Here is a 23,709-nt window from a genome sequence, read left to right as displayed (position 1 = left end):
ACGTAATTGGGACATAGCCTAAATAAATCCTCAAGTGACTCCCACAAAGATTCTGAAACGAGCCAGCCTCATTGGGATATAAAAAACAACTGTCGCCATTTGACCAAAAACAAAAAGGCCACTATTGCTAGTGGCCTTAGTAAGTCTTTGATTTTAATGGTGCCGAGGCCAGAATCGAAAATAGCACCTCAAGGCCTTTAAAATCAACGAATGCTCATTGTAAAAATTTCATCGTATACCTACGCGTATACCAATAATATTTTAGTGCCACAGCCCTGCATGTATCGCTCCCCTGTGCCGAGCTGTATCAATTAGCCCAGGCCAAGCAGCAGAGAAGCTACATACCGAGGGACAACGTCGCCCTGTTTATCCGGAGCAGCCCCTTCTCGGAGCGAGAAACCACTACGACAACCAGATATCGACCAGGCTGCAGACACCCGTGACCTGCTTGTACTGGTGGAACTGTTGATCAGCGCGCAAAAATGACCAGGTTTCCGGGGTTTTCAGCGTCCAATTTTGACCACCCCGGAGTGTGTGCAACCATCCGATTTTTGGATCGGAGAACCTGGGGTGTTAATCATCATGGAAACCGTGTTGAAGATCCGGCGTATGCATCAGGGACCTCGATGCCAAGCGACCCAAGCGACAACGTCGCTGCGCCAAGCAACTCTTCGAAGACCTGCAGCGTTTGGGTTACCAGGGGCCTACGACAGCGTTCAGCGCTTCGTCCGTGACTATAAACAGCTGCCTGCCAAAGTGGCTGCCTTTGTCCCCCTGCTGTTCGCGGCCGGCAAGGCCTATCAGTTTGACTGGAGCGAGGAGGAAGTGGAGATCGGCGGCGTGGTGCAACGGGTCAAGGCTGCTCACTTTCGCCTCACCCACAGCCGCCAGCCCTTTGTCATGGTGTCTTCCCGCGCAACCGATTTTCACTCAGTCATTATCACTATCGGAGATACTCGATATGTGGATTGAATTCGCTTCATCGTCGCCAGTGAGATAAAGCCGTAGCGCATAGAGTAGGTCTGGTGTGCGATCGCCTTCCGGTTTCAGGAGATTGATTTGCACACGGGAAAAAAGGGGGACATTTGATCGCACAACAATATCCGTCACACGCTCGACCTGCTTCGACACCTCCTTGGTGATTTTTTGATGCGGCTGAAGGAGCATCCTGATTTCAGGACTGGACGAAGCTCGGGTGCGTAGCAGGCCCAGCAGAAGTTCAAGTGGCTCTGTCGTGGATCGAATCCAGTTTGGGATCGTCCATTTGTTTTTCTCATGGGGGCACGGCTTGATTTGACTTAACATTACGCTCAGACGTTCCAGAATGACTTGCAATTCTGAGAAGCTAAATTGTTCAACGAAATGCTCCTCTCGCCAGATGGCATAAGAAAAAGCGCGAAGCGCATCGTTCGACCGCCCAGCAACCAGCCTCACCAGCACGTCCTTTTGCCATTGAACGGAAACATCACCAAGCGCAAAGCCAATGGCTCGTTTTTGATGAATACTTTCCCCCTCAATCTGCTCAAATACCCAACTAACACAACCTTCTGGCGCATTTTTGTGCATACAACACTCCAGAAAGCGAACATCGGAAGCCAACATCTGTTCGGACTCCAATACTGTGCTCAATGATGATTTGAACTCTTCTACCGCCTTCTTCAATTCTTCTGAGGCCGTACGTCCATCTCGCCATAGCTGAATTGCCAGAAATCGGCACCACCCCTTGATGGACTTCTCAAGGCGGACTCTTTCATTTCGAGAAATCCATCTGGCGAAATTGACACTCGTTTCATTCATCTTCTCTATCAAGTCCATCGTTCCCCCGTTTTTGCTATCGGGGAAATGCCGCAAATCCGCCCAAGTCATCGATACTGGATATGCTGGCCAAGGAGCATCGGTGACGATGATTTCTTCCGTGCGCCTCCATATGGCTCGGACGGGCGGGAAAGATTTGTCGCGCGGAGTGAAGGCGAGCTTATAAGGCTCGTCTGCGCCGTACTCAAAGGTCAGGTTTAGATCGCATATGATATCGGTCTTCAATGGGAATACAGGCGAACTCAGCCGAGCCGAGAAGCCTAGATCATCAGCATTGTCGCCAATGTAGAGCGGAAACTGGTAGAACGATTTTCCAGAAGAAAGCGTGAAATCTTCATCAATGGTGATGGGCACAGGTTTTCCGCGAATAGGCTTAACAGTTGTACCCCGTGAAACAAGAGGAAAACGGTAGGGGATTCTATCTTTCTTCACCCCCATTGAAAGCTGAGGAATCTGGTTGCGCCAAAGTGGTATATCTCCTGCTCGTTTCTGCAAGTCATGAAGGCAAATGCCGCCAGCAACAGGGCTTTCCGTCAAGTTAATGACAAAAGCGAAATTTCCAATGCGTGGATCGCCCTTGAGCACAGAAACATCAACGAAATTCTGCCTTGCCGGTCGAGTAGGATTGTGCCATTGGTCATGGGCATCAACAGTAGTGATATCGCAGCCACTTCTACCTGGTTTTTCATAGTCTGTGCTGGCGATAATGACTGGTGGACAGCGCTCCCAGTAAAAGCCACCTGTTTCTGGAAGGCGTTTATTCAGGTCTCTGTCAATTCTTGCAAAGAGTTTTGTTGCGCACATCTTCCCACCAGACCAATCTACGACCACCACAGAAAATCCATCACGGACTTTGGTGTAATCAATCTGCGCAAAAACAGCAGCCACGCTGCGCGGCAACAGCTCGGCATGGGAGAAACGCGCATTGAGGTTGCGGCGGATGACTTCAAGATCGAAGTCGTTAAGGAAGTCAGGTGCAAGCCAAATGAACGTGTCTTGCCTAAAAACACCTCGCAGATGAGATGCGAATGCGCGGGCGGCTTGGTTGAAGTTCTCGGATGTGTTGTCTTTGGTGAAAAAGAGGTCTGGTGCGGAAATAGAGGTCGATTGAGGATGTAGCCAAAGGGCATCAGAATGAAAGAGTTCGATGGCCACGCTCTCTTCATCACGTCTCCACTGCTGCCACAGCAACGCATCTGGCAATGTCTGCGCCGCTTTACCATCGCCACTAGCGTAGCGGGGGCGTAAGGTCGTGAAATCAACACAAACTGGCTCGATAATTTCGCGCCTTGGGATGCACCGTGGAATATTCTGCCTTGATGTATTAAACAGGGGCGGCTCGAAAGACCAAGTCAAAATCTCGAGCTTCTCGTAATCGAAAAGAATCGGCATCTCTGCAAAGAGATGCTTGCCTTCAGCCCACATTTGCGCACATTGCTTCCATAGTCGCATCGCTTTATCACGCGCCTCCATCTGAATAAGGTCGCGAGCGACATCATCGTCCAAGGTTTGCAGCCAGCGCCATGCGTCCCAAACACGACGGTAATCGCGGTGCGAGAGCAGCGTATTGTTGGGCGGAAGGTTGTCCCAGTTTCCGATGGCCTGCACTTCGGCAGAAAGTAACCAAGATTGGATTTTTGGAAGAAGTTCGTCTTCTTGATTAAGGCAATCCCGGCGTAGCTCGAGCAGTTCCACAAGACGGCGGGCATATGCCTTCAGCAGACGATTCTCCGGCACATTGACAGACTGGAAGCGGCGAACTGCTTGCATATAGGGCTTCCCAGCGAGCTTTTCCCGAACGGTGCGGCCCGGACGATTGCTGAGCTTGATGAAACTGTTGGCGTCCAGCTCTCGCACGGCGTGGACGGGCAACACAGCCTGCTCTCGATGCGGACTCTCGTTGAGCGAATGGAATAAGCGCTCTATGGAAGTGCGAGCATGATCAGCGATTCGCCAGAAACGGTCGTAAATTGGTTCGCCGTTGCTGGGCGATGTGTAGTCTGTGATTCTGGCAAGGAGCGACGACAATGCTTGCGGCAGCGCTTCGCCAGTCTTTGGGTCGAAGTCTGCAATACGGCAAAACCAGTCCGTTTGCCAAAGCAATTTTTTGGCGTTGTTATCTTTGGCATGAAAATCGCGATAGATTTTTTCTAGATTCATAGCTAGGCCGAAATCCTTCCCTTTTTAGCATTTTCTTCTAGCTGTGCACGAAGTTTGTTCCGTTGCTCAAGTGGTTTCACATTCCATGCCTTACGACGCATGATCTGATCTTTCTCATCTTTGTGGAAAAGAGCCGGAGGCTCCTCACCCTCATCTGTATTCTGAGATACAGAAATACAGTCATTGATTTTCACGTCATCGGTATTGAGATAATTAGCAGACTGCCAGATAAACTGCCCGTAGCCGAGCTCACAGGCAAGGTCGAAATCCTCGGCAAGATTGAATGAGTTACCGCCGATGCCTGTAACAAGCTGGCCACGAATTTTATACAAGCATTCGGTCATGCTCTTGCCCCTTGTGTCTATACCGCGTAGTTTTGGCATAACCTTTTGCACGAGCTGGTCCTCAAATGCGATGTGCATCGCTTTGCTAAGCGCATCCTTTTCTTTCGAACTCTGCGCAGCGCGAACATCCGGGTAGTTTGCCATGTAGTACTCAATAGACTGCCAGACACGGTGGCCGAGAGCGCGGCCAGAAACTGCCAGTGCAGCGTTTATTCCCTCAATGAACTCTCTGAATGGTGTGATTTCATCTTTCTCGAATTTTACTTCTTTCACCCACCATGAGTCCCAAGATTTACGATGCAACGCGACAAAAGGAATATCTGCCAGGTTTTTTAATTGCTTCCGGCTTCTAAGTTCGGTAGGGCGCGGGAAGTTGATAATGATGGAACGGTCAATGACTTTGTCAGAGAGAGACTTGGTGGTCTCGTCCTGGTTCATTGTCCCCGTCCATATAACATTGCGGCCAAGCGGCAGTTTATAAGGGTCCAAGCCTGCGCCGATTTTCACGGGAATGAACGGCACATCGCTGCCTCTTCTGCCACGCCGGAGTTCGAGTTTGCTGAGAAACTCCGCGAAATACAGCTCGGGGTGCGCAAGATTCATCTCATCAAGCAAGACAAGGCAAACAGAGTCTTGCAGTCCCGGATAATCATCACTCCACGGTTTCTGGCTTTGCGCGAGGAACTGAAGCACTGGTTGAGCGTCGAACTCGTTGTCAATGGAGTTGAAAAAGCCCAACATCGATTCCTGTGAATCCCAATTCGGCTGAACAGATAGCGGCTCAAAGAATATGCCGCCAAAGTGAGAGTAGAGACGAGGCAATTCAGATTTGCCGGTGCCAGAGACGCCCGCGAGAACGGTCAGCGGAGACCATTCAGCCGTTTTTAGCGCCGTATGGAAAGCTTTCAGGATACGGGGATTGAAGTGCAAGCCATATGAATCGCAGGCATTGCCAATTCCCTTGAGCCATGTCATTTCTTCAATGTCAGCTTTGACAGGTGGCCTGATCGAGTCAGTCTTGATATGCGGCCTCTCGATTTTTTTGTAGCGGTCTTCAGTCTCGGCGGGCCTTTCGTAAGCTTTGCGCAGGCGGTTGAGTTCGGCGTGTGCCTCGTTTGCCGCACCTTCGAAGATGGATGCCTTCTGCTCCAGCGATTTATTCTCGGCATTGAGTTCGGAGTTTTTGCGGCGAAGATCGCCAACTTCCGCAAGAGCGGCTCCGTTGTTAACGAGTTGACGCGAAAGCTCGTCTGCGCGCGTCTTCTGATTATTGGCTTCCGACTCGAGTACCTGATTTCGCTCGCGCATCTCTTCGGTAGGTCGGGTGACAAGTTCTTTACGCAGGCGCTTAAGTTCGTCGGTTTGACTGTTCAGTTCGCGAAGAATTTCGGCGGGGTCTTTGCCGCCAAGTTGCTGCCTCAACTGTTCGAAGGTGCTAACAAGGGCGCTCTGAATGCGAAGAGATTCACGCAGACGAGTGTTTTCTTCTTTAGAAGATGCTTCGACCAGTTCCAGCGACTTGCGACGCTCCGCAATCTGCTCCTCGACTTCATCATCCAGTCGGGCGTTACGCTTCTGCCATTGCTGCTCCAGCCTCTGTTCTTTGCGTTCGAGCGTCCGCGTGTCGGTTTCCAACTCTATCTTTCGACCCTCAATTTCGCTTTGTAAAGCGGATAGCGCTCCCTTTTGTTTTTCAAATTCCGTGCGTTCTGCGCTTAACTGCTTTTGAGTATCATCTTGTTGCTTTGCCCATGCCTCGCGCTCTTTGGCTATTTCAGCGCGGATGCGTTCGCGCTCGGCATTCTCAGCTTCAGAAACCTTTGCTAGCCGATGAGCTCTCAACCCAGCAACTTCATCTTCCAGTTGAGAGAGCTGCTCTTCGCGGGCATTCGAGATTTCCGCCTCTACTTGAGCACGCTTGTTGCGCAACTCGATACTCAATGCAGCGCGCTCGTCAGAAAATCCTGCATCACGCCTTTGTTCTGCGATAATGATGGCTTTCTCCCGCTCAGTCAGCTTGGCTTTCTCCACTTCAATTGCCTGATGGTCGGCGAGAACCTTTTTTTCGCGTTCAGCTACGGCGAATTCTCGCTTGTCTAGCTCTGCACCTACTTGAGCACGTTCATCAGCAAAACCTGCATCACGCTTTTGCTCAGCGATGATGATGGCTTTTTCTCGATCAGTCAGTTTAGCTCTCTCCGCTTCAATTGCCTGAAGGTCGGAGAGAACCTTTTCTTCACGTTTAGCTAGGGCGGATTCACGTTTGTCGAGAACCGATTCTCTTTCGTGCTTCTCTGTATTTTCCATATTCACGCCTCCATGAGTGTTTTGATAGTTGTGAAGGCTGATTTGCGAATTAATGCAATATCGTCCTTGGGCAAAGGCAGCGGCTCGTTGCCGTGACCACGTCTTGAGATGATGTTCACCATGTCGTTCACGAAAGAGGGTTGCGACTCCGAGAGCGCTCTCAGGGTATCGTCGTCGGCCATGAGCAGAAATGTTATGACGCAGGCTCCGAGTGTTTGGCTCGAACCCTGCAAGGTCTGGCGAATGGCCGACGGTTTGACTCGGTTCAGGCTGTCGGGAAATTCCTTGCAGAGAGCGGCGTCAACCGCTTTGTTTTCAGCCGTTTTGATGAGTTCTGTATCGTCAACATCGGGCGGCAGTTTGCCACTCAAGGCCATTCCGAATAGCGATTGAACAGCAGCATAAAGATCACTCACAAAACCGAGCGCATCGTCGTCGCTCTCGCAAGACAGCCAGAAACGTTCCGCATGAACCAGCCGCTCTTGCAGGTTTGCACCAAGGCGATTGAAGGCCTTAAACCCGAATTCATTCTGAATGCTGGCACGAGCGTCCAGCAGGGAATCCGCGCGGAGATCTTTATCCAGCGCGGCAACGGGCGTGTCTGCGAACACGATCTCCGGCACGAGCTTGTGAATAATTTCACGCATAAACGGGTCTTCAGAAAACTCTTTCTCCGATACGTCGGCCCCGCCCTTGCCGTGCGCTCTCTCGCCACGCTTACTCTTAATGTCAAGAAGGCGGTGAATGAAATTGATGTGAGAGGCCGCTATGCGGCGCAGGGGATGCGATTCGTCGCTGCTTGCCTGAAGAATGGCGATGGCGAGAACTGTCTCCAACTCCGCCTTTTCGTTTTGGAAGTCAATTAACTTTCCCTCCCTTATCGCTCTGAAACCCGGTTCCTGGGACGCAAGCCCGACTCTTTCTGCTGCTTCTGCAAGCAGGGCATAATGTTCCGCCTGAGCGGTGAGTTTGAGTCTTGTAATGACATGCTCAAAAGGATGGCGGCAGCAGGTGTAGAACAGCGCCCATTCAATTGATGCATAGATTTGAGCAATAGAGCGAAACGGCATGTTTCGCGATGGCCGCAAATTGGCGATGAGCTTTGGATAGCGCTGCCTATTGGCTTCGCTATCGAACGGTTCTTTTGATTTTTCGTTCTGTTTCTGCGTATAGGGATTGCTCAATGACAGTTTCCAATCACGCAGCCAGCCGGAAAGTTTGTCGTCTTGCTCAAGCAACTGCTCGAATGCCTTTTCAAGAGTCAGAGAGAATCCGCCCCCGAATGGATCTGCGATGCGAAATTCACCATCGCTTTTCTGGATTGCGATGGGGCAGTCGAGATAATGCAGCTCAGGTTGATGCGCTATCGTAATCTGCTGAATGGTAGGCAATTGGTTGTCCTTCCCAAACATCGCCGACTGTTTCTTCATGGCCCGCAACGCACTGATAACATTGCGCTTTGCAGGCATACATTGCTTGTGCGCTTGATTCTCAACGATTTTATAAACGGATTTCTCTGCTTCTCGTTTTCGCAACGGATTTCCCTCATTCAAAACGTGTAAGAACGGGAGTATTTTTCCGGAGGCGAGTTCGCGAAATAGGAGTGCGGTGACGAATTCCGGTGCATTTTTGTCTTCGCTCTCACTATTTTCGTCTTCCCTCTTGAGGATAACGTTGTACTCATCGATAAATGCTTTGCCCTGTAAACGCAGGAGAACACTTTTGACTAAGTCAAGCGGAATGCGCGTCTCATCCGCAAGCGCGCGCGCATCCATAACGCCGACAGCCTCGAGGAGCTTCAGGATGACCCGCTCGAAAGGGTTCAGGCCATCGTTATTGCTGTGTGTTATCGGCAATGTCACGCGGTAGGCGTTCACCGGCCATGCGAGATTACGCGTCCTGCCGATGATGCCTCTGAAGGGATTGTGCCGACCGTAATCTAGGAGTTTTAACATGACAGCACAGCTCCTTTCTCCCGGCAGAGTTCGAGAAAATCCACTAATCCCGGGACGAACTCGGCCGCAAGGTCACTTTGCACCAAACCCGAATCACCTACCACGACCAGCAGTTTCTTCTGACGGCTCATCGAGACATTCAGTCTGTTGTAGAGGCAAAGGTGCCCAAACAGACCTCTTGCTTGCTTTTCACGGTCATCGTCCTTGGGCTTCCAGTTTTGCGGTAAGGTTCTGACCATAGACAGGAAGACGACATCGAATTCCATGCCCTGAAAGGAATCCACCGTGCCAATGCGCAGTTTCTTGTCGTCGTCAGTGATGTTACCGAGTTGCTTTTCGATCAGTTCGGCCTGCGCTTTGTAGAAAGAAATCACACCGAAAGAGAGATTCTTTCCCCCTTCAGAAGTCATCCAGGCCTGCAACTGGCGAACAATGGCGGTTGCCTCCGCAGGGCGCGTCCAACTGGTGCCGGCCTTCTGGTGCCTACCTTTCTGTGCTGGAACATCCATCCATACGGCGGGTTTGCCGTCCGTGTTGGGCAGCTTGTGGGCGAAATCACTCGCCGGCCGCCCGGAACCGAATTTTTCCGTCGGGTCGAAGCGTTCGTAGAAGTTGCGGCTGATAAAGTCACCCAGAAGCGGGTGCATGCGGTATTGCATATTTAGCGTGACGCTGCGGGGCATAACGCGGCCAGTGGTGGCATCGGTGATTGGAAAGTTTTTATCCAGTGTTTTCAAACGTTCGGAGAACAAATATTGAAACATGGATTTTTTGAGCCAATCAGACTCATTCTGCCCTAACTCACCTACCTCCATTTGGCGAGCAACCTCATCGTCAATGATGTGCGGCAACTGCCGATGATCGCCAACAAGGATGATGCGCTTGCCTTGCGCCATTGGTACCATCAGGTCGCGGGGCGAAACACGGGCCGCCTCGTCTACGATCACAAACTCATATTCCATCCCTTTCTGGTTCTCATTGACATCGCGCCCTGTGATGCCTTTCTGGATTTGCATCCCCCGGTTCACGCTTTGCTGGCACGTAGCGGCAAAGGCAAAGCTATAATCGGACACCGCATTCATCATTCCATAGGAATTGCCTTCAAGTTCAGCCAAAAACTCGGCCAGCGCGGCGGATTTCCTGTCCTTGGCTGAGTACCCTGCAGCCTTCATGCGCTTGATGGAAAATTCCGCCAGCGCAATAACTTCGTCGTTTTGCTTTTCCACGCGAAATACGGGAGGCGCGGCAAAGCGGGCGAGGAGCGTCTTCTTTAGTGCCGTTAACTCTTTCAGGAATGGTGGGGTTCCATCTTCAGCGCGCCACAGGCTTGCCTTGTCCAGCAAGTCGTGTTCGTCCTTTGCAAGAGCATCACGCAGATCATCCAACGCATCGGCCGCCCTCTCAGGGCCGTCGTCGGCAAAACTTTCGGGATAGATGCGAAGGCGGCGTGTGGCATCGATCCACTGATTTGAATCGTGGTTGAGTTTTTCCTCACGCAAAAGAGTCTTCGCCAGATTTGCTGCCTGTCGCGCACCATCTGCACCAAGTATAGAAACACCAAGTGAGGCGATTTTCCCGGCGAGATCTGCTGCCAGCGCATGCGTCGGGGCCTGGATATATTGCAAGCACAGGTTCTTGATTTCTGTTTCCTGCTCAATTTCGGCAATCTGTGGATTTCGCTCGCGGAGGTCCGCGGCGAGCTTGGCGCACCAATCTTCAAGATTGCGCTCAAAGACACTGAAATCATCATCCTTGGCTCCAGGCCGCTTGCCGAATTTCGGCACGGGGATGCTGTTGAGCGAGAGTCGCTCGATCATGTTCTCAACGGCATCATGTTGGAACCCCGTTAGCAGCACTTGGCCTTTGACGCTCGCGCCGCGCTTGTCCGCCATCTCGTTCAGGCGTTCAAGAACCGCGGCAATGACCGTGGTTTTTCCAGTGCCGGGTGGCCCTTGAATGAGCGCGATATCTGGCGTATTCAAGGCTATCTCAATGGCCTTTTCTTGCATGACGGTCGGAGGGTTGCGGAAGATTTTTTCACGCACAAAGGCCGTAAGCGGCTGGACTTTTTGTTGCGGGCGGGTGGGTGAGATTTGGCCCTTTTCCTCAATCAGCAGTCCCAGCTGGGGATTGGCGGCGCGCCCTTCCAGAATCGCTTGGCGCGCTGCTATCCGGCGTTTGATTTGAGTAATCTCGCCAGCAAGCGAAAGAACTAGTGTGCCGGATTCTTTGGGCAGATATTCTGTTTTGAGCGTTAGCGTGCTGGTTTCCTTGTCAAAGTCGGACACCTTGAAATACGTCTTTGCATCTCGCTGTTTGCTTTCTCCGATAAGATTGACGGCTTCCACTGATTTCTCAATGCATTCCACAAACTGCTTGAAGGTCAGGGTATCGTCCTTCAAGTAATCTGGCGGTTCATCAATGACCTCCATTTCAGGCACGCGGCCATTTGCCAATGCCTTTAGTGCCGATTCGGAGACTTGGGAAATGAGAACGCAGACCGTCCCGTCCCGTTTCTGTTCCATATTGGAATACTGCAACGCACCAACATCACGGGCGTGTTGGAGCAAAAGCTCGCCTTCCAGGTCACCAAACTCGTCCCACTTTTTCAGATAACTGCCGTCATCCTTTGTAAGCGCGGCCATTTGCGTCTTGGCGAGGATTTGGACTTGCCCTGCCTGTGTCCAATCCACAAAGCAGAGCTTCCCTTTGGCTAGGCGCAGGGCGCGGTCGGGTTCGTTGCGGCTCTTGGTCAGGCGCGTAGCAAGAAAGATGGATTTACTGTCTGGCAGAGGTGTTTCAGTGGCGACGAAGCGGATGCCATAACCGGTGACACCAAAGGAATTTTTTCTGGCTGGATCTGTTTTTGACGTGTGGGTTGCATTACCCAAAACCTTAACTGGCTCGTCATCCTCTCCCGAATATCCTAGCTCATCGGGCCCTTCTGTAGCAGGGGCATCTTTATGCTCTTTGGTGATCTTTGCCGGCTTCAAATCTTCTTCAATCGCGGGGCCAGCAGTCAAAAAAAAGAAGGCATCGTCGGCTTGTTTGAAACAGCAGAGTTGATTAAGCCTCGAGTAAAGATGTTCATGGTTGAGGAGTTCCTTGCGCCGCTCAACTCTTGCCATCGCATTTTCCACATACTCATCCACACCGATTTCGACATCGCCCATCTCTAGGCACTCGCCCGTGAAAAATACGACTTGCAGTTCAATACTGCCGTCTGCTGCAGGATTGGCAAGCTGCGCGAGAAGGGCGCGCCCGCTGGCGAGTTCGGCGTTAAGGCGGCGGATATCAGTGGCTGCAACAGGCCGCACAAAAACAAAGGAATCCCTCAAGCGAATTTCAAACTCATCTGGGTGGGATGAGCAGGCTTCAACCGAAAATACGGCTTGTTCTTGTAGATCCGCGTTGCCACGCCCTTTGACGCGAATGATCAGGATGTCAGCAGGAATATCGTGAAACTTCATTGTTTAACTCCCACAAATTCGAAGACCAAACTCTCTGGAAAAGCCTTTGTCCCCCGGATAGGGAATGCTGTCTTTTCAGAGAAGTCCAGGACGGCTTCGTATTCTGTGTCGTCGTTATATTCGAACGAAAAAGGGTGAAAAAGACGATGTGGAATCGCGGCTTCCGTCGCGCTACTCGGAATAAGAATTTTCCAACGCGAAGTTTTTATACGTAAGAATGAAGGGCGTTCCTCATGACAATAAGGACAGCTTTCGTGATCGTCGGCGTAGAAACTCATTTTGCATTTGGGACATTCCAGCGTGTGATCGAATGCCTTGGTAAGTTCTATCGCCCAAAACGCCATCACCGGGCGACGGTGCGATTGAGATCTGCCTGCGCCGAATGTTTCCTGGAAAAGACGGTGTAGCCCAGGTGTTGCAACCAACACTCGGGGAAGACCACCAACGCTCGGGTTCGAATCATCGTCCTCGTCATCTACGAAAGGTAAATAACCGGCGTATGCGCGGCCATCTAAATCAGCGGGGACGCCGTCTTCCAACGGCTCGGCATCCCATCCGCCTTCTTCGTCATCTGGTTCCAACACCTTCTTTCCGATGAAGGGATGACAGAGAGCCAGCATCTTGAATGCCATTACTGCAAAAGCCCAGCAGTCAGAGCGTGGTCGAGAGGAGTCATTTCCACGTACAACTTCGGGTGCGCCGTAACCTGGCGTATAAACAGAAGATCCACCGGTTAGTAGCTCAAAGCGCATGTTATCAGCGTCAATCAGCCAAACATCGCGAATGGCACCCTCGCCGATGAATGCATTGTTAGCTGAGATGTCACCATAGACCATCCCCGCGCAGTGGAGGCGGGCGAGGATGGATGCGCACTTCGAGAGCGCAAACAATCGGCGGTGGGTAGATCCTGTATTGGCGTAATGCAGAAGCCGAAGCGCCATCTCTTTGTCTGGAATGCCTTTCAGCCATTGAGGAAGCACCGTTTTCTGATCTTCCAGTTCCTTCTTCGTTTTGCCGTCCAAATCAAAAGCACCGAATGGTTTCATCCCACTCAATAGACGCATCACATAGCCCGGCTCGTCGCGTAGGATTGCGAGAGGGAGGGATATCGGAATACGAGCAGGCATGGGGAGCAAGCGAATGTTCTGAAAACGGTCACGCAAGTTAGCTCCTTTATCCAGCTCACCGGATGCGGCGAGCGGTTGCTTGATTGCCAAATCAGCATCCTTGGTACGAAAAACTACCCCCTGACCACCTCTGGCGAGTTCGTCGGCTAGGTAATGTTGATTTCCGTATTCGTCAGAAAGTGGTTTTGAGTACATTTGCTCTGCAGATTTATCCATTCGTGAATTCCTCACGACAAAGGCAAGCGATAGTTTTGTCGTCGCTGTGCTTTGGCGTAGGCCAGTTTTCAAGCATCTCGCGAATATGCTGGTTGGCTCTCACCGCAGCAAGGGAGCAATGCGCATCTACAACCCCCTTCACGAAGCCGTCGACATTGTCTAAGTCGTCAGCGACACCATCCGTGCAGAGGAGGATTGCCACGCAATCGTCCTCCAACAGCGATAAATGCTGCCAGTCGTTTGCGGAGGCATTCCGCGAAAGAGCCACAGTGATATTTGAAAAGCCTCTTGACTTTTCTTCGGACAGCGACACGACAGAGCCATCTGACTTTACAGCGGCGGCCAAGCCATCACCAAGCATCCCTAGGTGGATTACGCCACCTCCAAGGCGGAACGCAAATAAGCAAGTAGCTGAGCAGTCATGGGGATCCAATGGTCCGATAAGAGATAGCCAGTTCTCTCTTATCTGGTGGAACAGGAAGTCGAGATTGATTTCAGCTCGCTTACCGAAAGCGAATACCGCGTATTCCACTGCACGACAGGCAGCATCGCTTCCGAAGTTGGAGAGCGGTTTTGAACCAACTCCATCGGAAATAACAATACCGTCTCCCCAAACATGATGAAAAGATGACCACGCATCCTGGTTCGGTGTGCCTTTAATGATATGGCCTGGGCCACGAACGCTTGCGCCAAAACTTTTCCAAAGGGTCATGCTATGCCCCCTCCAACCAGCCATCGAGCGCGGCAAGCAGGTCTTCTGCGGTGAATATATTCGCGCCCTTGAGTTGCGGATTGGCATCAGCGCCGATTTTGATGATACGCAGCGTGTCCGATGGCAAAAATTCTTTCCAGCGTTTCAGTATTTTCGCATCGTCCCGCGACCAGAATCCATCTGTGAGGAGCAGGACTTTACCACTTGGCTTGCCGCCAAGCAGTTGAATTAACGCCTCGCTATTAGCAGTTCCTGCACATGAAAGTAGCTCCGCCGGAAATTCGCTTTTTGTTTCCCAGTCAGTGATACGGCGTGCCTCAGAAGCCCAGGCCCATAAAGTGATCTCTGCATGACCGTATCCATAGGACGCCCATTGCGCAATGGTCGTAACCAATGTCCTTATGATGAAGGGTTTACCGCCTTCACCCATGCTGCCAGAGACATCGCAAACTAGATGGAGTGTCACGGAGTTGCCTCTATCGCTTCGGCTCGCGAGGTGATGCTGTTCATCATTGCCTTGATCTGTTCAGGAAGTGATCCTCCGCTCCAAAGTATCAACCTCGCATCCTTGATCTTTTTCTTGGCCGACTCTGTATTTGGTGGAACACAACAGGCGATAATGCCACGACCTTCAATGCCTCCGTAGAAACGTATAAGATTTTGCAGTTTCATCACTTGTTCCTGCGTGACATTGCCGGCCTTGCATTCCACGATGTAAAGCGAGTAACCGTCGGTGAATGTGATGTCCAGCTCATTGTATTCCGAACGCAGAGTCGAATAACTCCAGGTATTTTCTTGTTTCAGGTTCAGCTTAATATTGATGCGCAAGTCCTGGATGACGCCAGCATCTTCGTAGGGTTTGCATTGCAAATACACATATTCCTCAAACCAGCCGCCTGATAAATATTTGGCGAAATCGGGCCAGCTTTCAAAAGCCAAATCCATTCCGTAACCTTGGATTGTTGCTACCTCAGCATCATCCAGCCTTAAGTAAAAACCATCATGCCTCAATTCGAACGGTTTGAAGGCATTGTTGTAGTTGGTCAGTTCTTTATAGAATCTACGTATCTTGTCACGATGGTTCCAGAGCGCCTTTGTCAGGCGCTGCCGATCCGAAGATATTTCTTTCATCGTGGCATTACTTAAAATATCTAATCCATCGCTATTGAGCTGCAAAAAAGTTTCAACTGAATCAATCGGTCGGATTTTTTCGCGACGAATACTATCAATAAAGGTGACGCGACGGTTCCTACTGTCAAAATAAAATGGAACAGCGCCAAGCTCGCGCGCAGCGGAGAGCGCGCCTGCAAACATTAATTTTGTTCCGCCGGTCAGATTAATTCCTATGCGCGTTTTCTCTGGAAAGAGTTTAGCAAGCCCCGTGATTCGATCGTGAACAGCTCTATCATCCCAAGGATCAACAGAAAGTTCATGCAGTTCTCGGGAGCCAAGGAACGCTTGCATACATAAGGCCGGGTAATCTCCTGAGTTGACAAAAACGTGGTACGCTGATTCAAATTGCCGGACACTGAGCAAGGCAGGCATACGTTGCTCACCAAAAAGATGGAACGTCACATCAAATCCATTGGGGAGGTCTCGTATCACCTCCTGCTTCACACTGTGTCTTTCAAGCCACTCTGCAGGCAAAGCAATAGTTTCAGGTGCCTTGCCAATGACAGACGATGCCATAAGCCGTTTTTTGATTTCAGGGTAGCTGAGCGCAGCAAGGGCCCATACAAAGGCCATCACCGGAGTTCCCGGACTGAGATAAAGAGTAACGAGCTTTTCACCAGGCTCCCGCTCCACCCAATTCAGTGCACGTATTGCTCCAGCATAAATACCTTCGGTGTCATTGAGTTCACGAAGTTTTTCGCTTTTTAAAGTGATACTCGCGTCAACACCTATGCTTGCGACTTTCTTTTTCAGCCAAGCCACGAAATGTTCGTGGGCAACAGCGGTATTAGCAAATTTAGCGACAAACTGACCAGTCGCTTTCCAATCTTTCTCCTGCCCCGTGTTCCGAAGAGACGCCAATTCAAACGCAAATGTTTTCTGCGCTTCAATACATTCGCTGGAATCATTATCTGCTCGGGTGTATCCCAAGATAACGACATTCGAATAGGACTCTTCCGCAAGAGCACTTGCAATGGGCCCATCAGTATTCTCGAATCCCAAAGAAGCGCGAAAATCAGTAATTCCATACCACGTAAGCAAAAACTTTTTCATCGGATATTTTCCTGAACATATGGGCGGAACCATGCGATATCATTCGTCATCTTGTTTACGAATACAGCTCGATTCGGCTTTTCAATACCTTTGAACTTGCCAATACCACCACTCACAAGTGCTCCTGCATCGTCTTCGTTCATGCAATACGCCACGCGCAATTCGAAAAAGGAGAAAAGATCTTTGCATGTGCTAGCACAACGCTGCCATCGGTCGACAAAGGCAAATACAAATATCCCTTTCCTTGGGCCTTCTTCTGCGAGACGCTTTAACAGGTCTGCGGGGCTTGGCGGTTCGCCAGGCTTGGGGGACTTAAATGCGGGGGCTGGATGTAGTACTTTCTCGGAATCAAGACCGTCGATGATCAAAGCGATGCGACGAGTCCCAATATCGTCTGATATCGCTTGTAATGGTAGCGTGGAAATATCGTCGAACATCTTGAAGCGCGCACTGAGCGCTTGCGCTGCGGCGGAAAATCCTCCACCCGGAGCGACCCCGCGCGCGTTGAAATACACGACTTCATCAAAGCCGTCGGCAACAGCCATGCTGGAAAGCATAGCGGACAGGAGTCCGTCGTGAATTTGATCGTTGTAACCGCTGAGTAGAACATTAAATGCGGAGCGACGAGTAAGCGGGATAGTCAATGCGTCGGCATCGAATGTGAGCCTTTCGCCCAAAAGAAGATTTTCTTCTTGCGCGCAAGCCACCTGATATTCAGAAGATGATGGCATTTCTGGGAGTTGGACTCCACTGAAAACTTTTGTCTTAGAAAACACGCCATGTTGGGCCGCGAACCCCGATAACTTTGCAATGTGGTCGTAGCAAAATACATTTTCGGCCAATGGAATTAAAAACTTCACATTCCCGGATTTAGCGCCGTTAGCATTGTTGATGATGCCTTCAGGTGGGCTACGAAGTTCAGCAGCCGCCCAGTTCCCCCCCCCCAAGATCAACGCGGAATCTTCCTGCCCACAGGCCAGCGCGATGCGGCATCCCAACTGGGTGATGATGCTCCCGATGGATTGCGCATTGATACCTTTCAGAGTCTGTGTAGCCAGAAGGATGTGAATTCCGAATGAACGCCCCTGTTTCAAGAGCTGCGAGAGCAGCTGCTCAGCGGCTTCGGCCACTTGGCGACCCTCTGAAAAAAGAACCTGGAACTCATCTATGACCAACAGAACGCGGGGCAACTGCACCCCGTTGGCTTTGCGGTATTCGGCAAAATCTCGGGCGCTTGCGGACTTGAATATGCGTGCGCGCTTCTCCAATTCACCCACAAGATGCCGTAGCACCGTGACGCCGTATTCAGGGTCACTTTCCGTAGCGACAAGACGGGCATGCGGGAGTGGCGGGGCTGCATAGACATTGAACTCCGTCGACTCTTTGTAGTCGAGCAGATAAAGATCAACCTCTTCGGGCGGGTATTTCTCGCATAGCGTGTGAATCAAGACATGGAGCAGATTAGATTTGCCGGAGCCAGTCTTCCCCGCAAGCAATACGTGATGCTCGGAGTTCGTCGCACCCAATCTCAAGGTCGCGACGTCGCCAGCGGAAGTCCATCCGATAGGAATATCAAAACCGCCAAGGGTCGTCTCTCCCTTGACAAAGTTCGTCCAGAGATCCGGCATCGCTTTTTTGAAGCGCGTCTTTGCAGCGCAATGTTCGGCAAGCGTTGCAATAAAGCTGTCCAGTACATCCTGTCTGGGCCATTGCTCCGACTGATATGTGCATGACAGCTCCCCTGTCTCCGCGAGCTGCAACAGCTTATCCAGTCGCATGGCCGATGCTTCCAGCGTGGCACCAAATTTTATGTATCGCCTGTCTTCCATACGTTGCCCATCAATTGCAATGACGGGCAGCACACCGCAGCGTGGGCCGTTCTCGCAAATGCGCCCAAGGAACCAGAGAGATTTGTCCGATATCTGCTCCGGCACATTAAAAAGCAGCACCGCCTTGTAAGGCAAAGGAGCGTCGGGGTTGAGCGCGTTGTACTCCGACCAGTTGAATGCCTTGTCATTGAACCGGTGCTGGATCATCTCCTCAATTTCGTCCGTCAGGTTGCCGAGCGCGGCCTCGATTTCGTCCGAGCGAGTGAGAGCATGACCTTGCGGCACCAATTGCTCTACCTTCAGCAGTCGCAGGAACGGCTCGACAGATTGCCCCAGTTGCAGAGGATCAATCAACGTCAGCTCTACTTGCCCCGGCGGCAACGTCGACAGCAGCCGCAACAAGAGGCAATGTGCGAGCCGCTTCTGCTCTGCATTGTCTTGCGGCAAAATAAGGGCGCTGGTGAAGGGGAATGGGATGACCTTTGGAAGATGACAAGAGAGCTGCTCGAAAGAAACCTGCTGCGAGCCAAGTACAAGACCTGCTGGAATTTCCGATGCCATCAATGGCTTGTCTACGCCAAAATTTTCGAGAGCGGGCTGATGCTGTCTAAGCTGCGAACTTGCGTACGCTATTTCAGTTGCGATTTTCTCCCATTCTTTGGCAAAGCTTGACTGCCAATTCGACTTCCTGATTTCCCGGTTATGCTCCTGATCTTCGTTTAACGCCTTTTTGGGGGCATTGAATTCGCGGTCAATGCGCACAAGACCTTCGCGATAGTCGGCAATTGCCTTGTGTAATTTGGCAATCACATCCTGAAAAGATTTTGCACTTCCATTCATTGCGTCCACCTACAGTCTTTGAACTGGAGCGTGCGCGCATCAGCCAAGGTTCGATCAATGCTGAGCGATTGCTGCTGGAAAGCAGCATTGAAAACACGGAGTGAATCGATTTCCTTGAGAATCGGATCAAGTACATCGGCAACCATGGATGCGCCGAACGTATCACGCACTCCGTCGCGGAAGTTTCCAGCACAAAGCGCAGCCATTCCAAAAACCTCATCAAACATCAACTTCCTCCTCTCCCATATCTCCATCAATTGGAAGTTCGAGAACATAGTCACCAGCTGTGATTGTTGGGAATAAGGAGACGCAAACCTCGCCAGGCAACAGATAGTTTGATTCGAACTCAGGGCTCTTGGCCCTGGTTTCGTTCAGAAACGTGCGCCATTCATCCTCGGACAAATCAATCGATCTGCAATCAACTGTCAGTTCCAAAAGGTGTTCCGTGGCCGCATCCACGCCATCCATATCTCCGATATTGACTGCACGTAGAAGAATGTCTACTTTAGTCCGGACTTGCGCGAGAAGGTCTGAACTAACAATTGCGAAACGTATTCTCATGGCCGCTCATCCTCGTTTTGGCGGATGAAATCAAGACAAGACTGATCTATTTCATTTTTCCTTGGCAACATTCCTACCATTGGTGAACCAGCTTCGCGCATGGCATCACGCAGTTCTTTCTGTTTTTCTGCGGGCAGGTCGTGGATGTCTCGCGAGCAGAGAGTGCATTGCGCGTCTGCCTGCTTGTGCCCTTCGGCCTGGAAGATCATGTGATTTTTCTGCGAGTAGAGGTATTCCGCCTTGCCGCATTTCACCTCGAATGCCATCGAGCCCCCCACCGGCGCACCCATGCCCTCGCCGCGCCCCAAAATGACCGGGACTCGTAATTCGGTTACCAGTAGATCTGTTTTTGTGTATCGTCCATTGTCGCCAACGAAAGTCCGACCTTGTGTCTCGATCCGTCCACCAAGTGGCGCAAGTGCGTGCCGAGCCATTTGCTCCCCAAATTCACCACTCAGGTGTATCCGCGCCTTACGTGCGACGATGTTGCGCTCTGCATCACCCCTAGCCGTTGCCCATTGGTTTCGATACTTGTCGACCTGCTTGCGATACGCTGGATTACGGTCGTAAAGATATTCCTGAAACAATCGTCGCTGCTCTGACGATAGGTTCATGCGGTCTCGCAATGTATCTGGGGTGACAGGGCAGCCATTTTGAGCAGGGTTCCATTTCAACCAAGCATGGAATTCCGCAGCGGACGGACTTGTCGCGAGATAAGCTTCCAATGCCTGTTGGGCGGCATTCAAGCGCGCAGCGCCGATTTCAATAGCCTGATCGACAGTTGCCAGCCGTGCATTGCATTCTTGTTGAGCCTGCTCCAGAGTTTGTTCCGCCATCGCTTGCGCCTGCTTCGCGAGATCTGCGCGCTGCTCCATCACTTGACGATTTTCTGTGGCTAGCTCGAACTCTGCTTTTGCTTGCTCCAACATACTTTGAGCCTGCTCAATAGCGGCTTCTGCTTCGGCAACAGAAGAGTACTCACCGGAGCAGTCCGGGCTAGTCCCATCCTCATCATTCGGTTGAGCAAGACAGGACGATAGCAAAGACTGGGCAGAAGCGAGCGAACCTTGGCTGCTCTCCAGAGCCTGCTCAGTATTTTCAACCTCTTGCTTTCCCGCTTGCTCCTGCTGGACAGCAGTTTCCAACATGCTCTCGCTATTCCGTGCTTCTTCGCGGGCCTCTTCGCATTTCTGTTCCGCAACAGCAATTTGTTCGCGGCATGAGGTTTCTAGAGCCTCGCGCACTGACTGCAGCCCGCGCACGAGGTCTTCCAGATTCTCCACTTGTCCAATTGAAACTTGTGCCATTGCGATTTCAGTGCCCTTAGCTTTGCAAGTAATCACGCAGCCGCGACGCGAGCCCGCCGAGATACGGAACCTGCTCGCTAGCGTTTGCATTAAACTGTTGCAACTGTTGGACGAGCGCGGTGTAGTCCTCCTCAAACCGCGCTCGCTTTTCGTCTTGCCACGTGTCGCCAAGCAAAGCGAAGGCGCCGTTAAGGTTGCCTACAGCATCGTTGAGTGAGTCAATAAACTGTTGCAACGAATACGCGAAACGTTCGAGTTCTTCAGGGTCTCCGATTGCCTGTGCCATTACCAATACCCCCCATCTTCTGTCGAAGAACTCTGTGTCCCAGATTTCGATTTGTTCTGGCGTGCTTCGATTGTTGCTGGTGTGGCATTAATTGTGCTTGGCGATGGTGCAACATTCTGTGTTGGCGATTTGGCTCGCATAGTTACTGACATCGTTACGTACTTAAAAGCTTCTCTGAGCTGCTTGGCATTTTCGGCATAAAGAAGCGGGTGCTCAGTGCCTTCAAAAAACTTTCCGAGTACTGCCTCATTTGCATCAGCTCCTATGGCCATGGCCATGCGGTCGCATTTTGCAGATCGTCCGTCGCTAATGAATTTGTTCAAAGGTTTTTCCCACCCGGAGTCCGGTTGTCCATCGGATACCAAGACCACCGTCGGACGATATGCTCGTGACGGCACGACCTCCTTATCTTCAATCATCGCCTTCGCCATCTCAAGCGCGACACCGAGCGGCGTCGACCCACTTGCTGAAAGCCCTTGCCACTGAATAGTGCTGGCACTAGCAAGCGGTTGATGTAGCTTCACCTGTGCACCGAAAGTGATAATCGCAACATGGATTTCAATTTCACTATTCTCTGTGTCGCTGAACGTATTCAACATATCGCGAACAGCATCATTCAAATTGTGGATTTTTTCTCCGCTCATGCTACCGCTGACATCGAGCAGGAGAATTACCGGTAGCGGTTTTGCTTTCGGCGCCGTGAATTTCGACGGATCAAATGGGATATTACTCATAGACAAGACTCCTTGAGGATTAAAGAAATGAGTTCCTATAGTGACGAGGCTCTAGCACATGGCTGCAGTCCCTCTTGGCTTGATATTCTGGGTGAGGTGGTAATTGCCCACTCGGCGATCTGCCCCGCGGCGCATTTATCACCGTGCCGATTCTTCAGATAGGTGGCTTCGAAGATCTCCCGGGTCAGCTTGTCGTGGGCTTCAAGTGTCTTGGCCATTGCGGTTGTTCTTCCCTATCGTTTCTTTGGGCCGCTCGGGGCTTGATAGCCCGGAGCCAGCTTGGCGTTCTCGCCGCCGTACAGCGCCAGCGGAACGCTGAACCAGAGGCAGTACTGCTCATTTTTGAGGCGATGTTCGGGTGAGCTGTCCGCACGCCAACGCAGCAACATGTACCCCGCGACGGCCGCACATCCGTTCGAGCGGTCAGTCATCCCGTAGTCCCTCCAGATGATCTCTGGCCAGGTCAGATATGGATGCGGTACGAAATTCAACTCAACGATGCGGTCCACTGGATATCCTTGTCCGGGCGCTCGTTTGCCTTCAGATCTTCATCGAGAAGGGTCAGTGCCTCAATGCGCATGATAACGAAGTCGCGGAACTCGCTGCTCTTCCGATCAAAATCGCGGACGTGCCAGCGCAGACCGGTATCTATCAGTGTGAAGGGCACGATGACTCGCTCGGACTTCCCGCTGCTCATTGAGTGGTAGCGGATGGCCACCGGGTGCTTGGTGTGGATGGCCCGACAGATCGCGGCCAGCACATCCATCTTGGGGTTGCTCAAAACAGTGGGCTATTCGCATGGCAAACAGCGACTGTGTCGCACCGGCAGGAACCACCCCAAATCGGTTCGCCAAGTCTGGACGACCGATTTCATCCATGAAGTACAGGCGTAAGTCGATATAGACCAGCCGCTCGCGCTCGGCGTGGCCTAGACTCTCGACACGCTGGGAGGGCATCATGCTAACCACTAGCGCTGACAAATAGAGAGAAAGGGTAAATTTTGTAGCTCATATGGCACCACAAACTTAATTAAATTGATGACAATCTGCGCCTGAATTTGTAAAAATTCAAGCCATCAAAGTAACAAAATGTGATGATTATCCTCTGGTTACGAGAATTCTCGATAGATTTAGACTGCCGCCATCCAACTATGAAACCTTGTTGCCCAGTGCTCTATCGACCCCTCAGGCAGCTTGCCCTTATTTACAGATTTGGTCTGTGGGTGAGGGATGCCAGAATAACCATCCTTGCCACAGAGCGCTTTCAGCCGCTTGCTTGGCCAGTGCAATGATTTCTGGGTTAACTCTTCTTCCAAAAACTTAAGCTGCTCCACAGGGCTGACGCATGATCATTTTCTGCGCAAGCTGATCAAGTCTCGATCGGTTGAGCAAGCCGGGGCTCGGTTTCTGTTGTGCTTTGAGCCGCTAAGTAGTACATAGTCGAGATCTTAACCTACCACGCTCAGTTATGGCCCAGAAGTCTTTGCTCAACTACCTCGAATCCATTCCCGATCCGCGCCGTCAGGCAAAGTGCTCACACATCCTGTCGGAGGTTGTCTTTATGGCCACTTGCGCCATGTTGTGCGGTTTTAACACCTGGAGCGAGATAACCTTGTTTGCTCAAGAGCGCGAGCCATGGTTCCGGAGGTGGCTCAGGGCGGGAGCACACTTTGTTAAATCAAGTAACAAACACGACGCTTGCTCATAAAACACTCAATTCATGAGTAAATAGCACTCAGTTTCACTCCGGAGCATGAGTGTTTTTTATGGCGTTGTTGACCAATTCCAATGCGGGGTAGCTTGTACAGATCTAGTTATCAC

General features: G+C 51.3%; 18 protein-coding genes and 1 pseudogene. 2 read left to right on the top strand and 17 right to left on the bottom strand.

Annotated features, from left to right (window positions below; translation table 11 throughout):
• The first annotated feature begins 582 nt into the window (after nucleotides 1-582).
• A complete protein-coding gene (locus BN1118_RS21615; protein WP_156994843.1) occupies nucleotides 583-972 on the top strand; it encodes a hypothetical protein in 390 nt (129 codons plus the stop codon).
• Here BN1118_RS21615 and BN1118_RS07235 read toward each other — a convergent pair.
• From BN1118_RS07235 to BN1118_RS22010, 17 genes are all read right to left on the bottom strand, one after another.
• Nucleotides 931-3,975: a DNA-binding protein gene (locus tag BN1118_RS07235; protein ID WP_043555258.1), complete on the bottom strand. Its 3,045-nt coding sequence runs from the start codon at nucleotides 3,973-3,975 to the stop codon at nucleotides 931-933. The genes BN1118_RS21615 and BN1118_RS07235 overlap by 42 nt on opposite strands.
• A 2-nt stretch (nucleotides 3,976-3,977) precedes the next feature.
• Nucleotides 3,978-6,626 (bottom strand): chromosome partitioning protein ParA, encoded by a 2,649-nt coding sequence (locus BN1118_RS07230; RefSeq protein WP_244463585.1) that lies wholly within the window; start codon nucleotides 6,624-6,626, stop codon nucleotides 3,978-3,980.
• A gap of 2 nt (nucleotides 6,627-6,628) precedes the next feature.
• Nucleotides 6,629-8,581 carry a hypothetical protein gene (locus BN1118_RS07225; protein ID WP_244463584.1) on the bottom strand — a complete coding sequence of 651 codons (1,953 nt, stop codon included), beginning with the start codon at nucleotides 8,579-8,581 and terminating at the stop codon, nucleotides 6,629-6,631.
• Nucleotides 8,575-12,051, bottom strand: coding sequence for a DEAD/DEAH box helicase (locus BN1118_RS07220; RefSeq protein WP_043555256.1), 3,477 nt, complete (start codon nucleotides 12,049-12,051; stop codon nucleotides 8,575-8,577). The genes BN1118_RS07225 and BN1118_RS07220 overlap by 7 nt, the downstream gene beginning before the upstream one ends.
• Nucleotides 12,048-13,394 (bottom strand): protein kinase domain-containing protein, encoded by a 1,347-nt coding sequence (locus BN1118_RS07215; protein ID WP_043555255.1) that lies wholly within the window; start codon nucleotides 13,392-13,394, stop codon nucleotides 12,048-12,050. Before BN1118_RS07215 ends, BN1118_RS07220 begins: the two co-directional genes overlap by 4 nt.
• Entirely contained in the window at nucleotides 13,387-14,106 is a 720-nt protein-coding gene (locus BN1118_RS07210; RefSeq protein WP_043555254.1) for a PP2C family serine/threonine-protein phosphatase, read from the bottom strand. Before BN1118_RS07210 ends, BN1118_RS07215 begins: the two co-directional genes overlap by 8 nt.
• A 1-nt stretch (nucleotide 14,107) precedes the next feature.
• Nucleotides 14,108-14,572: a vWA domain-containing protein gene (locus BN1118_RS07205; RefSeq protein ID WP_043555252.1), complete on the bottom strand. Its 465-nt coding sequence runs from the start codon at nucleotides 14,570-14,572 to the stop codon at nucleotides 14,108-14,110.
• A complete protein-coding gene (locus BN1118_RS07200) occupies nucleotides 14,569-16,332 on the bottom strand; it encodes a Card1-like endonuclease domain-containing protein (protein ID WP_043555250.1) in 1,764 nt (587 codons plus the stop codon). Before BN1118_RS07200 ends, BN1118_RS07205 begins: the two co-directional genes overlap by 4 nt.
• Nucleotides 16,329-19,001, bottom strand: coding sequence for an FtsK/SpoIIIE domain-containing protein (locus BN1118_RS07195; protein ID WP_043555249.1), 2,673 nt, complete (start codon nucleotides 18,999-19,001; stop codon nucleotides 16,329-16,331). The genes BN1118_RS07200 and BN1118_RS07195 overlap by 4 nt, the downstream gene beginning before the upstream one ends.
• A complete protein-coding gene (locus BN1118_RS07190; RefSeq protein WP_043555248.1) occupies nucleotides 18,998-19,228 on the bottom strand; it encodes a hypothetical protein in 231 nt (76 codons plus the stop codon). Before BN1118_RS07190 ends, BN1118_RS07195 begins: the two co-directional genes overlap by 4 nt.
• Nucleotides 19,221-19,562 (bottom strand): hypothetical protein, encoded by a 342-nt coding sequence (locus BN1118_RS07185; protein WP_043555247.1) that lies wholly within the window; start codon nucleotides 19,560-19,562, stop codon nucleotides 19,221-19,223. Before BN1118_RS07185 ends, BN1118_RS07190 begins: the two co-directional genes overlap by 8 nt.
• A complete protein-coding gene (locus BN1118_RS07180) occupies nucleotides 19,559-20,869 on the bottom strand; it encodes a hypothetical protein (protein ID WP_043555246.1) in 1,311 nt (436 codons plus the stop codon). Before BN1118_RS07180 ends, BN1118_RS07185 begins: the two co-directional genes overlap by 4 nt.
• 16 nt (nucleotides 20,870-20,885) lie before the next feature.
• Nucleotides 20,886-21,155, bottom strand: a complete 270-nt coding sequence (locus BN1118_RS07175) for a WXG100 family type VII secretion target (RefSeq protein WP_043555245.1) — start codon at nucleotides 21,153-21,155, stop codon at nucleotides 20,886-20,888.
• A complete protein-coding gene (locus tag BN1118_RS07170) occupies nucleotides 21,155-21,889 on the bottom strand; it encodes a vWA domain-containing protein (protein ID WP_043555244.1) in 735 nt (244 codons plus the stop codon). The genes BN1118_RS07175 and BN1118_RS07170 overlap by 1 nt, the downstream gene beginning before the upstream one ends.
• A 233-nt stretch (nucleotides 21,890-22,122) precedes the next feature.
• Nucleotides 22,123-22,398 carry a BrxR family transcriptional regulator gene (locus tag BN1118_RS22235; protein WP_244463583.1) on the bottom strand — a complete coding sequence of 92 codons (276 nt, stop codon included), beginning with the start codon at nucleotides 22,396-22,398 and terminating at the stop codon, nucleotides 22,123-22,125.
• Nucleotides 22,377-22,655, bottom strand: coding sequence for a WYL domain-containing protein (locus tag BN1118_RS22230; protein WP_244463582.1), 279 nt, complete (start codon nucleotides 22,653-22,655; stop codon nucleotides 22,377-22,379). Before BN1118_RS22230 ends, BN1118_RS22235 begins: the two co-directional genes overlap by 22 nt.
• A gap of 363 nt (nucleotides 22,656-23,018) precedes the next feature.
• On the bottom strand, nucleotides 23,019-23,222 hold the full coding sequence (locus BN1118_RS22010; RefSeq protein WP_244463581.1) for a Tn7-like element transposition protein TnsE: 204 nt from the start codon (nucleotides 23,220-23,222) through the stop codon (nucleotides 23,019-23,021).
• A 134-nt stretch (nucleotides 23,223-23,356) separates the two neighbouring features.
• Between BN1118_RS22010 and BN1118_RS21070 the strand changes: the two are divergent.
• A pseudogene (locus BN1118_RS21070) lies at nucleotides 23,357-23,542 on the top strand (transposase family protein); the annotation flags it as partial.
• Nucleotides 23,543-23,709 lie beyond the last annotated feature (167 nt).

The organism is Aeromonas bestiarum (assembly GCF_000819745.1).
Lineage (GTDB): Bacteria > Pseudomonadota > Gammaproteobacteria > Enterobacterales > Aeromonadaceae > Aeromonas > Aeromonas bestiarum.
This window is presented reverse-complemented; position numbering and strand designations above follow the sequence as displayed.